We start from the raw sequence: 14,844 nt of genomic DNA, 5'->3' as shown, positions 1-14,844 counted from the left end.
ACGGACATCGACCAAGACCGTGCAAAAACTATCCATAACATAAACATAACTCATTATAACGTATGATTAACGCGCAAGACATCAAAATCGGAACCGCTATCCGCATGGACGGCAAACTCTATTTCTGCATCGACTTCCTTCACGTAAAACCCGGAAAGGGCAACACCTTCATGCGTACGAAACTGAAAGACGTAGTTGACGGTTACGTATTGGAGCGCCGCTTCAACATCGGTGAGAAGCTGGAAGACGTACGCGTAGAGCGTCGTCCCTACCAATATCTTTATAAAGAAGGTGAGGATTACATCTTCATGAACCAGGAGACTTTCGAGCAGGTGCCCATCGCACACGACCTGATCGAGGGTGTGGACTTCCTGAAGGAGGAAATGGTGATTGACGTGGTTTCGGATGCTTCGACCGATACCATCCTGTTTGCTGAGCTTCCGGTGAAAGTACAGTTGAAGATCACTTACACCGAACCGGGTCTGAAAGGCGATACTGCTACCAACACCCTGAAGCCTGCGACGGTTGAGACCGGTGCCACCGTACGTGTACCGTTGTTCATCAACCAGGGTGAGACCATCGAAATCGATACTCGCGACGGTTCGTATGTAGGTCGTGTGAAAGCATAATATACTCATCACTGTGGCGGGACAATCGTCCTGTCCCGATGACGACAGAGCCGTTCCGGTTTGCCTCAGGCGCCGGAACGGCTCTGTTCTTTTTATGACTGACGGACGTCCCCTCAGGCACTTTTCAACACGCGCCAGACTGCAGCACTCAGACTGCCGCCCAGCATGGGTGCCACGATGAAGAGCCACAACTGGGCACATGCCTGACCTCCGTCAAGCAGAGCCGGGCCGATGCTTCGTGCCGGATTGACCGAAGTCCCGGTGATGGGGATGCAGACGATGTGGATGAGCACCAGCGTAAGACCGATGGCAAGGCCTGCCAGGTTGCCTGCCCCTTTCTTCTCGTCGGTAGATGCCAGCACCACCAGCACAAAGATGAACGTGAAGACGGTCTCGGCAATGAATGCCTGCCAGCCTTCACCCGAATCGAAGGTGTTGGCTCCGGTCAGAGTCGGGCCTCCGTGACCGCCGGTGGAGGTCAGGATGGCGAGGATGAGCGCTCCCAGGATGCCGCCGACAACCTGGAAGAACATGTAGAACATGGCACTCTTGCTGCCGATGCGGCGTGACAGCCACATGGCAAGGGTGATGGCGGGGTTGATGTGGCACCCCGAAATGTTGCCGATGGTGTATGCCATGGCGACGACCGAAAGGCCGAATGCCAACGCCACACCCAAGGTACCGGTGCCGGCACCTACTGTCTCTGCGACTCCCCCGGCAAACACGGCGCTGCCGCATCCCATGAGTACCAGAATCATGGTCCCGATCATTTCAGCTAAGTACTTTTTCATAGGCATTGTGTTTTAAAGGTCTCGGAAAGTTACTCAAAAAAAGCGGACATGCAAACGGACGTGCCGGAAAATTGTGCCCGATGAGAAAAAAGGCGGGGAAATACTAAACTTTTCAGAGCTAAAAGCGTCATAGTAAAAGCTGTACTTTCGCAAGTGCTTCATGGATTGACGGATTCTGCATCCGGTCCGGAAGCAGGACCTTCCGACGGGATGCCCGAAGGGCGCCAACCGTGCGCGCAGCCTGCGAAAGCTGAATCATGACAAATCACAACATCAAGACTATGAAATACCCTGTTTTATCATTGGCGGTTGCTGCCCTGCTGTGGGGAGGAGCGGTGTCTCTCCCCTGTCAGGCTCAGACCGCAGTCAAGCATGCCGCACAGACATCGCAGTGGGATGACACATCTGCTGCCCGTTGGAGTGCCGACTTCACCGTGGTCGACATCCCGTCGAAGGTGGACAGCCGTCCGCAAAAGGCCTATCTCTATCAGGCGACGGAGCCGGGCCGTCCGCTCATCGTCAGCCTCCACACCTGGAGTGGCGATTACCGGCAGGCTGACCCGTTGGCTGCAGAGGCAAAGGCACGGAACTACAACTACATCCATCCCGACTTTCAGGGAGCCAACACGCGTCCCGAGGCGATGGGAAGCGAGCGGGTGGTGAAGAACCTGCAGGAAGCCATCGAGTATGCGGTGAAGGCAACCGGGGCAGATGCGAAGGAGGTACACGTCATCGGTGTCTCGGGAGGAGGCATGGCGACGCTGCTGGCATACATGAACGTGACTTGTCCCGTGAAGTCGTTCTCGGCATGGGCGCCCATATCCGACCTGGAGGCGTGGTACTGGGAGTCGAAAGCGCGTGGCAACAAGTATGCCGGGCACATTGAGCAGGCTACCGGTTCCGTCGGAGAGACTTTTGACGCGGCGGAGGCACGCAGACGCTCTCCGCTCTATGGAGTCATCCCCCGCAAGCAGCGCCGGACTTCGCAGCTCTTCATTTACGAAGGGGTACACGACGGCTATACAGGCTCCGTCCCCGTCACACATGCCATCAACATGTACAACCGTGTGGTGGGTGACTGGAAATACGGGCTGGCACAGTCGGAGGCTGCCAACCGTCAGGCGTTTGTACATGCCGACCTGGTCTCGGAGGATGAGACCATCCGTCTGCTGACCCTCCGCTGTGAGCCGACGGCTGACCCGACGCTGAAGCTGTGCGACCGTCAAATCTGGTTGCAGCGGGAAGCTGCCAACACCCGTCTGGTGATTTTCGAAGGGACGCACGAGATGCTTCCGTGTGCGCTCGACTTGATTCCCGTCGGTGAATAAACCCCAATTGGTCGGGAAGCCTGCCCCTGCATGGAAAGGTCTTTCCCGTCAAGCTCCTGTGTCTGGTCCGCTGAACACTTGTGTCCGGCGTGCTAAACACAGGAGTTTTGTGTATCAAACACAGGTGTTTCATGTGTCAAACACAGGTGTTTGAGATACAAGGTATTATATTTAGCTGACCAAAGTATTATACTTTGACCACCTAAGTATTATACTTTGCCAGCCTAAGTATTATACTTTGGTCAGTAAGGTATGATACTTAGGTCGTCAAACACTTGTGTTTGATGCATGAAACACCTATGTTTGACGTGTGAAACACTTGTGTTTCCTCTGCCGGACACTTGTATCTGGCGTATTCGCTGATATGGATGCGGCATGGAACGACAAAGGCACAAGGCCACAACGTGACTCATCCCGCATCAGGATGAAGCGTCGGTGGCTTTGTGCCTTTGTCGTTGAGAGAGAACGTGGGGCTGCCTTATTGTTGCAGCAGCTCTTTCACCTTCTGAACCATCAGGTCGCCCCGCAGGTCGACGGCGATGAGCTTGCCGTCAGGGTCAAGCAGGAACGTCTTGGGGATGGCTGAGATGCCGAGCGTCTGTGCGGCAGGGGAGTTCCACCCATGCAGGTCGGATGCGTGTACCCAGTCGGGGAGCTGCATGCCCATGGCAGGGATGGCGTCGAGCCAGCTCTTCTGCTTGTTGTCGAGCGAGAAGCTGACGATGACGAACTTGTCCTTCAGGTCGCGTGTCTCGTTGTAGAGCTTGATGACGTAGGGGATTTCGCGTCGGCAGGGACCGCACCACGATGCCCAGAAGTCGAGCAGGACATACTTGCCGCGGAAGTCTTTCAGGGTAAGCTTCTTGCCGTCGGTCGTCGGCATGACGATGTTGGGCAGTTCGGAACCGATGTCGATGTGGCGGGCAAGGACTGCATTGGAGAAGGCTTCGGTGTAGGGATGTTGCTCCAGGGAGGGGCTGACGCTCTGACGCAGGTCGTTGGCTGCATCGTCGCTGAGCGTGTAGAGCAGCTCCTTGCGCATCATCAGGGGAGCCAGAGCCGAGTCATTGTGGTCGAGCAGGAAGCGGATGCGCTCCAGGTTCGTCCACATCTTTGCCTCTCCACCGATGCGGGCGCGGGCAGCCACTCCGTCGTCGGAGTCAATCCATCCGGCAGGGCGGCTCTGTTGGAACGCGCGGAGGGAGTCAATCTGTGTCTGGGTACATTTGGCAGCAATCTTCTTGTACTCTTCATAGAGGTCGTTGGTGGGTGTACCCGTGGCACGGGCACCGCTGGGGTAGGCTGCGTCGATACGGAGCGTCACCGTTCCCGGTTCTACGAAGAAGACGCTGTTGCCGTTGTCGAATCCGGTGAGCAGGTAGACCTCGGCTCCGTGATAGTCGGTGAGTGCATGGTTGAGGGTGAATTTGCCGTCACTCACTTGGGCGGAGTCTACGAGGATGAGGTTCTCCATCTCATCCATCCGGTTGAGATAGACTTTATCGATGGCTTTGTCGGTGTGGCGCAGGCGGTCGTTGGTGAACGTGCCTTCGATGACGCAGGTCTGCTGTGCCCATGCAGACAAGGCTGCTCCGCCACACATCAGGCAGGTAAGCAATAGTTTCTGTAGCATATCAATCCGTGTTTTTTGGTTCGTTTATTCGTAAGTCTCGATTCCCTCGGCGATGCGTGTCACCTTGCTGACGATGTTGTCGCCGCGGAGCTCCATCTCGATGATTTTCCCTTGTGGGTTGAGCAGGACGCTGAACGGCAGCTTCTTGAACTGGTAAAGGCGGGCGGGCTTGGAGTCCATGCCTTTGAGTGCGGAGGCGTGGTGCCAGTTCGGATCGGTCATGCCCAGACGGGTGACGGCATCCGCCCATGCCCGGGCGTCGGTGTCGAGCGAATAGCTCAGCACTGCGAACCGGCCGAAGTCACGGGCTGCTTCCAGTGCTTCTTTCAGCTTGGCTGTTTCAGCGGTGGAGGCGGGGTCCTGGGACGACCAGAAGTGTACGAGGACGTACTTGCCTTTCAGGTCAGCGGAAGAGAGACGTTTGCCGTCAAGGTCGCGTCCCACGATGACCGGAGCGTCAACGCCCGACTTGAGGTCGCTGCTGAGGGCAAAGCTGAGCATCTCCTGATAGAGCGGATGGTTCTGGCAGGAGGCAGGGAGGGCGACAAGGATGTCACGCTGCATGGTGTAGGGAGAGAAGTAGTCGCGGCAGTAGTCGTTGACCAACCAGACGGCGATGGGCTCGTAGAGGTTGGAGGCGATGAAGTCCATCACGTCGAGGCGTGCCAGTGCCTGTTGCCGTTCAGACTCGGCTGCGACATACTTCTTCAGCTGTGCCGGGTCGTTCTTGATGTCGGCGGGGAGCGATGCTTCGTAGGCTTTGACCTTCTCGGCGGCGGCTTGCAGACTTTGTGCCTCCAGGTCTTTTACCTTATTATATATGTCGTTGTTGTGTGAGCCGGTGACACGTGCCTTGGCAGGTGCCTGTGCGTCCAGTCCCGTGACGGTCAGTTCGCCGGGGTCGAGGAAGAAGCTGAGGCTCTCCCGGGGGAAGCCGCTCAGGCTGACTTTCTCCACATGGGCGGGGATGGTTCCCTCGAACGTGAATTTGCCACGTTTCACCTGGGCAGAGTCCAGCTTGACGGTGTTGCCTAGCTCGTCTTCATAAGTGATGAACAGTTGTTTGACGGCTTTGCGCGAGTCAGCCGTCAGTTCTCCGGTCAGCTTGTAGGTATCTTGGGCGTACGTACTCGCGGCAAGGCTACAGGCGAAGAGCAGGATGGTGAATGCTTTCATAAATGGTTGGTGTTAAAGGTGTTTTGCAATGAATTCTTTCAAGGCATCGCCCCGCAGTTCGGTGGCGATGATGTTGCCGTTGGCGTCGATGACGAACATGGCAGGGACGACACTCACGCCGTAGAGGCTTGCCACGGGGCACTTCCACCCTTTGAGCGACGACACCTGAATCCAGGGCAGTCCGTCCTTGGCGATGGCGTCCGTCCAGCGGCGGGTATCCGTGTCCAGCGACACGCCGATGATTTCCAGTCCCTTGTCCTTGTAGGCGGCATAAAGCTCCTTGAGCTTCGGGTTGTTCAGCCGGCAGGGGCCGCACCACGATGCCCAGAAGTCGACGATGCGGAGTTTCGCCTTCACGCTGCTCAGGGTGATGTTCTTTCCGTCAGGGGTGGGAAGAGTGAAGTCAGGGGCAGGCTTGCCGCTGGTGGCAGCTTCGAGCCGGTCGGCACGTTGGGCGAGCATGCGTCCGTAGATGCTCCGGCGTGCATTTTCGCCCAGGCGGTTGTACTGTGCCCGGCTGGCTGCTCCGTCCAGTTCACGCTGACAGGCATAGGTGTAGGTGATGTAGGCGTTGAGCACGTCGTCGTGTGCGGCAAGGAAGCGGCGCACCTGGTCGCCACTCTCCTGCGTGTAGGCTTCCAGCCGTTTGTTTGCCTCGCTGGCGCTGCGGAACTTGGCTTGTGCGCGGAGGTTGTCGAAGGCCTGCTGCATGGAGTCGCGACGGGCGTTGATGGACTGTACGTCCGCCTGGTAGCGCAACCATTCTACTTGCAGTCCTTCGCCGCGGATGTGAGAGCCCTCGCCGTTGCTCAGGCGTGCCTCGTAGGTCTTGCCCGGTTCGGCAAAGAAGAAGAAGCCTCCCAGGTAGTTCTCCAGCATGATGTGCGCACCCGTCGGTTCAGTGAGTGTGGCTTTCAGGGTGAAGTTGCCCTGCGGTGTGATGTCCGCGGTGGCAAGGGTGTCTGTCTGTGTTTCGCCGACAGGGACAACGAGCAGCAGTCTGCCGGAGCTGACTCCCTCGATGGTCCCGCTGACGGTCACGGGTTGCTGGGCTTGCAGGCAGAGGCAGCCGCACAGTCCCAGGGCGCTGAAAAGAGTTCGTAGGTGTAACATGTTTATGTAAGGTTTTTAGGCTTCGCGTACGCTCAACCGTCCGGGTGGACGGTTGAGCCTGCGAATGTGATTGAAAGGTTTATTCGGCGGTGTACATGAGTTCGTTGCAGAACTGCACGTCGGTGATGCGGTCAAAGCCTTCGTAGAGTTGAGGCTCGAAGGATTCGTCCAGGTCACCCGCTGCCGTCAGCTTGATTTCCGCTACGGCGCCTTCGTTGTTCCGGTTCAGACCGATGGAGAGGTAGCGGTACAGGTTGCCCCAGTACAGGTAGTCTATATTCTGCCGGAACTTCAGGAGGACAATCTCATAGCCGGCAGGTGCCTCGTAGATGATGTCCTGGTCGCCGCTCTGCACATTGTAACGGTAGAGGGTGGAGCCGTCGGCGTAGAAGAAGAAGTCAAGCGAGTAGGCACCCGTGTAGACTATCGGAGTCCCCGGTTCGATGTGGAGACCGTCCAGGCTGAGGGTATCGGCTGCGAACATGGCGGTGCTTTCCTCGTCCTTGTCGGCACGGGTGACAGCCTTGGTCTTGCCGCCTCCTCCGTCCACCGTGAGCATGCACATCATGTTGCTTTCCGTGGCAGGGTCGTAGAAGAGGAAGCGCATCTCGTCGGCAGACTGGAAGTAGTTGAAGTTGTTCACATAGGCATAGACGGGCTGCATGCCGGAGAGCTTCGCCAGGATGCCGGCGTCAATGTGTGAGTCGAGCACGGGGGTGATGAGGCTTGCCGTCTCCCGTCCGTCGGTGTCGAAGCGCGGGAAGTTGTTGCCACCGATGCTGTTGTGGATGAACCGCTTGCCCTGGTCGTCCCAGAAGACGTAGTAGTCTCCCGTCCGTGTGCCGATGCTGACGCGGTACTGGTCGGTGGTGAGATGCTCGGTGTTCTCGGTGTTGAGTCCCGGTTCATAGAAGCGGAACGAGCCGCGCGAGATGTAGAACCGTCCGTCGTTGCTCAGGACGCAACGGAAGTCGTTGGATGCCCCTGCCGGGTCTTCGTTGATGAGTGTTTTGGCGACGAAGAGGTTGGAACCAACGGCGACGGGAGGCATCACGAAGTAGGTGTCCTGGAGGCGTTTCAAGCCGAAGGGGTTGTAGACTTCCGCCTCGCCGTTGGTCTTGAAGACCACCATTTCGGGGTCCATCCGGTTCATGCGGAAGCCCAGTACGCGGGCATTCTTGAAAGGCTCGTGCAGGTTCGGGTCGGTGTTCGAGCGCTCGAAGGCATCGAGGGTGATGGTCGGTTCGTCGCCGAGGAACTCAACGTTGCCCAGCCGTTGGTTCTGTGTGGAGTTGCCGTGGAGCACGAAGAGGCTGTTGGTGTACCATTCGCGGGTCTTCACGGTCAGCTGGGTGAAGTAGGAGATTTCCGTTTCGCGGTCGCGCAGTTCGAGGATGACTCTGTAGCTCACATTGCCGTTCTCGGGGATGAGCACGTCCATGTATCCGGGTGTGGTGAGCGTGTCTTTCACGGTTTGCCCGTTCCACGTGTATTGCCGGTACCAGTAGTAGTCCATCTGGTCCGCCTTGTCGGGAGCCGAGAACGTGGGGTTCACCGTGACGCGTTCGGTCACGGTGTCGGCTTCGCCACTCTTCATGAAGTCGATGATCCAGCCGTTGAGACCGGAGTAAGCTTCGGGTGTGAATCTGAGGGTGTCCACACTGTTGATGTCTCCGAAGTTGTAGCTGTAGTTGCCCTTGTCTTCATAGCATCCGCCCAGGACGACGGTGCCGAGGGTCAGCAGTCCGAATAATATCTTTTTCATACGTTGTTCGTTTTTCGGTGAGGGTTACTTTTTGTCTTTTCCTGAGCCGCTGTCGTCGGGGAAGACGAGGGTGCGCGGGAAAGTGAAGTCGTAGGCATCGGGGTTCTTGTCATACTCCGAGAGGAACATCTCATGGCAGGTGCGGATGAGCTGCTGTGCGTCGGCAGGCATGAGCATGTAGTCCCAGCCGAGTCCACCCATGAAGTTGTCGCACACGGGGAACATGTCGCCCCACGAGAAGCCGTCGTTGCCGCGTACAGCCAGCATGGTCTTGAGCATGAAGCGGTACTTGCTCTCCGAGTAGGTGCCATAGTAGTCGTCGATGTAGATGCCTGTGGGTGTACCGCCTGCCGGGGTATTGGTCGGGAAGTTGACCCACCAGTAGGGTTCGGCGAACTGGTATTCGTCGAAGAGCTCGTCGAGGAACGGTACGCGGAAGCCGGTCGAGGCGTTGGATACCGAGGAGCCCATCTGGAACTGCTGGTTGATGTAGCTGGTCATGGCGTAGACCGCTTTCTTGTTGACCTCCCTCAGGTTGTCTTCCGTGCCGGTGAACTCGTCATACTCATTGATGGTGTTGATGTTGTAGGACTGGCAGTAGTTGCCGAACATGGTGGGGTTGTAGCTTCCCAGGTAGCGGTCGTGCAGGGCATTCCAATAGGGAGGCTGTGCGTACTGGTACGGACTCCACATGCTGATGGCGAGCAGGGGGATGTCGATGGTCTTCTCCGCTTCGGGGTGTTCGGCGTAGTAGGTGCGGATGGAGTCGACGGCAGCCACGTTGTAGCTTTCGCCCATCGAGGCATCGGAGGTGTACTGGTCGTTGCCGGTCACCCGTGCCAGGAAGATATGCTTCTCGGGTGTCCACGTGCCGAAGAAGCGGGTGACGTTGTTCCAGTTGGCAGGCTGGCTGTAAGTCTCCTCCGAGTAGATGGTGAAGGCAGCCTTCTCGGTGACGCCTGAGCCTATCTGGCTCTCCGACGAGTTACCGTCGATGGTGAGCCGTACGGCATAGCGGGTGTTGATTTCAGCCGGACGGAGCACCTTGATGACTACGTCCAGCTCGGTCTCTCCGGCAGGCATGATGATTTCCGGTATCTCGATGGTTGCCTGCTGGTAGGACTCCACGGGATTCTCCTTCAGCACCACGCGACGGTCATGATCGGCAAGGTATCCCAGGGTCTTCAGTTTGACGGGTACGCTCAGGAAGGCAGAGTCGCCCACGATGTAGTCGGCAAAGTTCACCGAAGCCTCGAAGTTGGCTTGGTTTTCGTCCTCATAGTTGAAATAGATGCCGTCGGAACCGGCTGCGTAGAAAGGCACTTCGTTCTCGTTGCACGAAGTGGCGCACAGGGCAGCCGCCAAGGCGAGGAGGGTATATACTTTCTTCATTGTTCTTTACTTGTTTAGTAGGTCATTTTACTGTGCTTCTTCACTGTCGCTGCCTGTCGTCCCGGACATGCTGTCGGTCCAGCCATATTCGCGCTCGGCGTCAGGCAGGGGGAAGACATACTGCTCTGCGGTCATGCCGCCGGTGAGGGGGCAGTTGAGGAAGGTGGTCATCTCGTGCAGCTTCAGGAAGTGGAAATACTGTCCTTCGGCGTAGAAGTCCTTGCGGTATTCGAGGTTGAGCGCGTCGAGGCGTTGCTCGTTCGAAGTGAAGGTGTAGTCGTTCGTGCGCGAGATACCCCGTTTCTGCCGTACCTCGTTGATGTATTCGGCTGCCTGGTCGAGCGGGGAGCTTTCACACATGATGTAGTACATCTCTGACAGGCGGATGAGCGGGAGCACTTCCTTGTCGTTCTTGATATACTTGCGCGAGATGGCTTCGTTGGTGTCGTCGTACATCAGGAAGGCTTCGTTGCGACGGGCACGCATGTCGTTGTTGCCCACACCGTTGGTCTCGAAAATCTGGTCCAGCTTGGTCTGTGTGCACGAGAGCTGGGTGTTGAAGGTCGGTCCCACAGCCCAGAGACTCTGGTAGTTCTCGGACATCTCGTAGATGTTGAGTGCAAAGAGTGTCTCGCCGAAGAGGGCGGGGTCATTGCGGCTGTTGTCCATCAGACCGATGCCGCAGTCGTTGATGACCTCGTCGGCGTAAGCCAGTGCTTCTGCCTTGTCGCCCCGGAAGTTGCATACACGTGCCATGAGAGCGGTGATGGCATAATAGTTCAGGCGGAAGCGTCGTGTACTTTCCTCCAGGGAGGTACCTTTCTCGTAGCTCATCAGTTCGCGGGCTGCCGAGAGGTCTGCCATGATGCGGGTCATCACCTGGTTGGCAGGGAGCAGCGGCTGACGGCTGGCATCGGCGACAACGCGGTAGGGGATGGACAGGGCGGTGGAGTCGGAGCGGTACATCGGTCCCCACAGACGCAGCAGGTCGAAGTGGAGGAAACCGCGCAGGGCAAGGGCTTCACCCCGCATCATCTTGCGGTCCTGTTCCTGGCGAATGACACGTTCGCCGTTGCGGTCCAGCCAGGAGAGGAAGTTGTTGGTGTTGGCGATGAGGTTGTATGACTTGGCCCACATGGAGGCGAGGACGGACTTGCTGTTGTAGGTCTCGTTCTCCACGTCATACTGGAAGATGACGGCGGGGTCGTTCTCGTTGCTCGGCAGGCGGTCGTAGTATTGCACCATCTTGTCGAGTTGCCCGAAGGTGAAGTTGGCGCCGTATGCCGACTGGTCGGTCATGCCGATGTAGATGCCGGCAAGTGCACTCTGGAAGCCGGTCTCGGTCTCGAACAGGTCTTCGGCTTTCACGTCGGTCTTCGGACTGATGTCAAACCAGTCGGAGCACGAGCTGAGCAGGGCGGCAGCCACCGCGCAGACGGCTATATGCAGTTTGTTGTGTTTCATAATGCGTATATCTTGTGAGGATTGGTGTTATTTGAAGATGATGGAGAGCGACATGGTGTAGGAACGGGCGAACGGATAGTCGAGTCCGCGTTCCATCTTCACGGTCGACCAGCGCACAAGGTCACTGGTGGTGAAGTTGAGGTTCAGTGCCTGGATGCTGCACTTGCGCAGGAAGGCGAACTGGTCGTCGCGGAAACGGTAGCCCACAGCGATGCTGGCGAGGTTCAGCTCGTTGTCGTCCATGATGAAACGGCTGCTCTGCGGTGTCTCGGAACCTTGGCGGTCGAGTGCCTTGTAGCGTGCCACGTCACCCGGCTTCAGCCAGCGGTTGGTCAGTGCACGGCGGTCTGTGTTGAAGGCGACGTTGCGGTTCTCCAGCTTGTCGACGAGGGTCGAGTTGTAGGTGATGCCACCGTAGCGGTAGGTCATGTTCACCGAGAAGGAGAAGTCCTGCCAGTTGAGCGACGAGTTGATGGCACCGCTCACCTTCGGGTTCGTGTCACCCACAGGCACCTTGTCGACGGGGTCCCACTTGAAGGTCTTCTCGCCGTTGCGCTTCAGGTAGACCTCCTGGCCCGATGACGGGTCGATGCCCAGCGACGGCACGGTGAAGAGGGTCGTGGTCGACTGTCCTTCCTGATACATCGGCAGGGGCGCATCCTCGCTCGCGAGCTGTTTTTCGTTGAGCGCCTGGAGCTCGTTGGAGATCTTGCGTATCTTGTTCTTGTTGCGGTTGGCATTCACGCCGATGGTCCAGTAGAGCTGGCGGCGGAGGTCCTGGAAGGCGATGACGTTCAGCGAAGCATCGAAACCGCGGTTCTGCAACTCTCCGGCGTTGAGCATCTGCGAGGCGAAGCCTGTGGAGGGAGCCAGGTCGAAGTTGACCAGCATCTCACGGGTGATGTTGTTGTAGTAGTTGAAGGTCATGTTCACACGGTTCCGCCAGAAGCCCAGGTCGACGGCAAGGCTCAGGTTGCCCGTCTTTGACCAGCCGAGGCTGGAGTTGTTGAGTCCCTGAAGGAGCGCACCCAGCACGTTGAACGACTGGTAGGGCTTCATCGAGTTGCTGAACGTGTAGAACTCGATGGCCTGATAGGGGTCGTAGTTCTGCGAACCGGTCACACCGTACGAGGCACGGAACACGAGGTTCGACAGACGACCCTCCAGCCACTTCTCACGGTAGGCATTCCAGCGCACACCGGCTGACCAGAACGGTTCCATGCGGTTGTCTTCACCGAAGCGCGACGACATGTCGGCACGTACGTTGAAGTCGAAGGAGTATTTGTTGTCATAGCTGTAGGAGAACTGTCCCGTCAGACCCATGGCGCGCGAGGTCTCTTCCGTACCTGTCGGGCGGTTGGAGGTCTGGAAACCGAAGATGAAGTCGTCCATGTGTTCGTCGGGGTATCCCGTAGCGCTCATGTTCACCTGGTTGTTAGTGTCCTCGTTGACGGTCCAGTTGCCGAAGAGGCTGATGAGGTGCTTGTTGATTTGCAGGTTGTAGTTGATACCCAGGTTGCTCGACCATGAGGTCAGCTCACCCGTGCTCTTGGCATACGAGCCGCGTTGCGTCAGGTCCTGCACCTGGTCGAACGTGGTCATGCCTGCCGGTGAGAAGGCTTCCGTGCGTGCCATGCCACGCATGTAGGACAGCTGGGCGGTGAGGCGCAGGTTGTTCAGCAACATGTACTCGGCGTTCAGCTGGGCGGTGATGTTGAGGTTATTCGTCTCGTTGCGGGCGTTGAACTGTGAGTCGTAGAGCGGGTTGTAGATGTCCTGGTTGGCGTAACCGGCTCCCAGTCCCTTCGTGTCGAGAATCTTGTCATACTCACCCTCGGCGTTCCTTATCTGATAGTAGGGGTTGGCTTCGGTGTAGCTGGAGAAGCTGCCGTAGGGGGAGTTCTCGCCCTGCGTCTCGGTCAGCGTGATGTCGGCACCTACGACAATCCGGTTCTTGGTGTACGACATGTTCAGGTTCACGCTCTTGTTGTTGTTCGACGAGCCTTTCATCACACCGGGGGTGAAGCCCGCGTTCACGCCCAACGTATAGCGGAACACGTCCGTACCGCCGGCTGCCGTGAGCGAAGGTTCTGGATGAAGGCTGTGCGCAGCGGTTGCGAGAGCCAGTAGGTGTTGACGCCGGCAAGGACGTTGCGCTTGTAGCGGTTGTAGAGGTTCATCTCCGTGTTGTTCGACGGGTCGTAGATGCCTGCCATCCACTCCAGTTGAAGCTTCTCTTCCGCATTACAGAGGTTGTAGTCCGTCAGGTCGGGAGCCTGTACGGTGAAGTTGCCGCTGTAGGATACTGACAGGGCGCCGTCGGGGGCAACCTTGGTCTCTACGACGATGACGCCGTTGGCTGCGTTTGAACCATAGATGGCGGTAGCGGCGGCATCCTTCAGGATGGTGATGCTCTCCACACGTTCCGGGTCAAGGCTCAGGATGCGGCTGATGGGCACGGTGAATCCGTTGAGGACGAAGAGCGGCACGTTCGGACGGCTCGAGACGTTGTCGAGCATGAGGTCCATGCTGTTGGCTTCGGTGTTGATGCCCAGGCTCTGGTCACCACGGATGCGGAAGTCCATCTGGGCATTCGGGTCTGAACCCGTTTGGTTGTTCTCCACGATGCGGAAGCTCGGGTCGTAGAACTGCAAGCCGCGCAGGATGTTCGTCGGGCTGACACGGCGCAGCTCGTCGCCCTTCACGGTGACATAGTTTCCGGTGAAGCTGCTCTTGCTTCGTTTGCTGATACCGGTCACCACCACCTGGTCCATGTCGACGGTGTTGGCATTCAGCGTGATTTCCAGTGCTGTCTCCGGCTTGAGAATCTGGACGGACTTGCTCTTGTAGCCGATGAACGACACCTTGATGGACTGCTTGCGCGGCACGTTGATGGAGAACTTGCCGTCGGCATTGGTCACACAACCCATGCCCGTGCTGTTGCCACTTCCGTCCGTGATGACCACGGTAGCGCCGATGAGGCCCTCCGGAGCATCGGAACCCCGGACGAAGCCCTGCACGGGCATCATGGCAAACTCGCCGTCTTCCTCGCCGGCAGGTTCCACATAGATGGTGCGCCCGATCTCATAGCGCAGCCGCACGTTCTGTCCTTTCAGCAGCTCGCGCAGGATTTCATCGAGCGTCTTGTCGTTCTCGTTGACGGTCGTGGGACGGTCGATGCCGATCAGGGTCACCCCTTGCAGGTAGATTTTCACTTTGGCTTGTGCAGCCACTCGTTCGATGATGGTGCTCAGCGGTTCGTTGCTGATGCGCACACTGATTCTCTCATTCTTGTAAGCCCTCTCTCTATCAATGTCTTGGGCTGACACGGTGTAGGTCATGCCGAGGCTGGTGCACAGGGCAAGACTCAGGATGGGGACTAATCGTCTGAACTTTCTCATCTCTCAGCGTTTTATTGGATGGTTCAATTTTCGCAGGTGCAGACTGTTGCGGTGGATGGATAAGCAGGCTTGACACCCTTCCACTGAGACGGTTGCACGCGCGTTGTAGTAAGTGTTTTCGGTGAAGGAGGACAAGGTGCACCCTGCACACG

At 57.6% G+C, this 14,844-nt stretch carries 11 protein-coding genes; 2 read left to right on the top strand and 9 right to left on the bottom strand.

Annotated elements, in window-relative coordinates; translation table 11 throughout:
- Positions 1-62 precede the first annotated feature (62 nt).
- The gene (gene efp / locus C8275_RS00485) at positions 63-629 is read left to right on the top strand and encodes an elongation factor P (RefSeq protein WP_022383596.1); all 567 of its coding nucleotides are present in this window, start codon (positions 63-65) and stop codon (positions 627-629) included.
- A gap of 113 nt (positions 630-742) precedes the next feature.
- Here the strand turns inward: efp and C8275_RS00480 are convergent, their stop codons facing one another.
- Complete coding sequence (locus C8275_RS00480) at positions 743-1,420, bottom strand: MIP family channel protein (RefSeq protein WP_106483673.1); 678 nt, start codon at positions 1,418-1,420, stop codon at positions 743-745.
- A 281-nt stretch (positions 1,421-1,701) separates the two neighbouring features.
- Between C8275_RS00480 and C8275_RS00475 the strand changes: the two genes are divergently transcribed.
- Positions 1,702-2,748: a S9 family peptidase gene (locus C8275_RS00475; protein WP_157948112.1), complete on the top strand. Its 1,047-nt coding sequence runs from the start codon at positions 1,702-1,704 to the stop codon at positions 2,746-2,748.
- A gap of 478 nt (positions 2,749-3,226) precedes the next feature.
- On the opposite strand, the gene C8275_RS00470 is transcribed toward C8275_RS00475, so the two are convergent.
- From C8275_RS00470 to C8275_RS14750, 8 genes are all read right to left on the bottom strand, one after another.
- On the bottom strand, positions 3,227-4,381 hold the full coding sequence (locus C8275_RS00470) for a TlpA disulfide reductase family protein (protein WP_106483671.1): 1,155 nt from the start codon (positions 4,379-4,381) through the stop codon (positions 3,227-3,229).
- 24 nt (positions 4,382-4,405) lie between these two features.
- Entirely contained in the window at positions 4,406-5,557 is a 1,152-nt protein-coding gene (locus tag C8275_RS00465) for a TlpA disulfide reductase family protein (protein ID WP_022383592.1), read from the bottom strand.
- A gap of 12 nt (positions 5,558-5,569) precedes the next feature.
- On the bottom strand, positions 5,570-6,670 hold the full coding sequence (locus C8275_RS00460) for a TlpA disulfide reductase family protein (protein WP_106483670.1): 1,101 nt from the start codon (positions 6,668-6,670) through the stop codon (positions 5,570-5,572).
- Between the two features lie 79 nt (positions 6,671-6,749).
- A complete protein-coding gene (locus C8275_RS00455) occupies positions 6,750-8,435 on the bottom strand; it encodes a PKD-like family lipoprotein (RefSeq protein WP_106483669.1) in 1,686 nt (561 codons plus the stop codon).
- A 24-nt stretch (positions 8,436-8,459) separates the two neighbouring features.
- Positions 8,460-9,827 (bottom strand): DUF4843 domain-containing protein, encoded by a 1,368-nt coding sequence (locus tag C8275_RS00450; RefSeq protein WP_106483668.1) that lies wholly within the window; start codon positions 9,825-9,827, stop codon positions 8,460-8,462.
- A gap of 27 nt (positions 9,828-9,854) precedes the next feature.
- Complete coding sequence (locus tag C8275_RS00445; protein WP_106483667.1) at positions 9,855-11,291, bottom strand: RagB/SusD family nutrient uptake outer membrane protein; 1,437 nt, start codon at positions 11,289-11,291, stop codon at positions 9,855-9,857.
- 27 nt (positions 11,292-11,318) lie between these two features.
- The gene (locus C8275_RS14755; RefSeq protein WP_234395672.1) at positions 11,319-13,349 is read right to left on the bottom strand and encodes a TonB-dependent receptor; all 2,031 of its coding nucleotides are present in this window, start codon (positions 13,347-13,349) and stop codon (positions 11,319-11,321) included.
- Positions 13,325-14,692 carry a carboxypeptidase-like regulatory domain-containing protein gene (locus C8275_RS14750; RefSeq protein WP_234395671.1) on the bottom strand — a complete coding sequence of 456 codons (1,368 nt, stop codon included), beginning with the start codon at positions 14,690-14,692 and terminating at the stop codon, positions 13,325-13,327. The genes C8275_RS14755 and C8275_RS14750 overlap by 25 nt, the downstream gene beginning before the upstream one ends.
- Positions 14,693-14,844 lie beyond the last annotated feature (152 nt).

It is taken from the genome of Bacteroides sp. Marseille-P3684, assembly GCF_900291465.1.
Taxonomy (GTDB): domain Bacteria; phylum Bacteroidota; class Bacteroidia; order Bacteroidales; family Bacteroidaceae; genus Phocaeicola_A.
The sequence above is the reverse complement of the archived record's forward strand: the minus strand, read 5'-3'. Positions and strand labels throughout refer to the sequence as shown.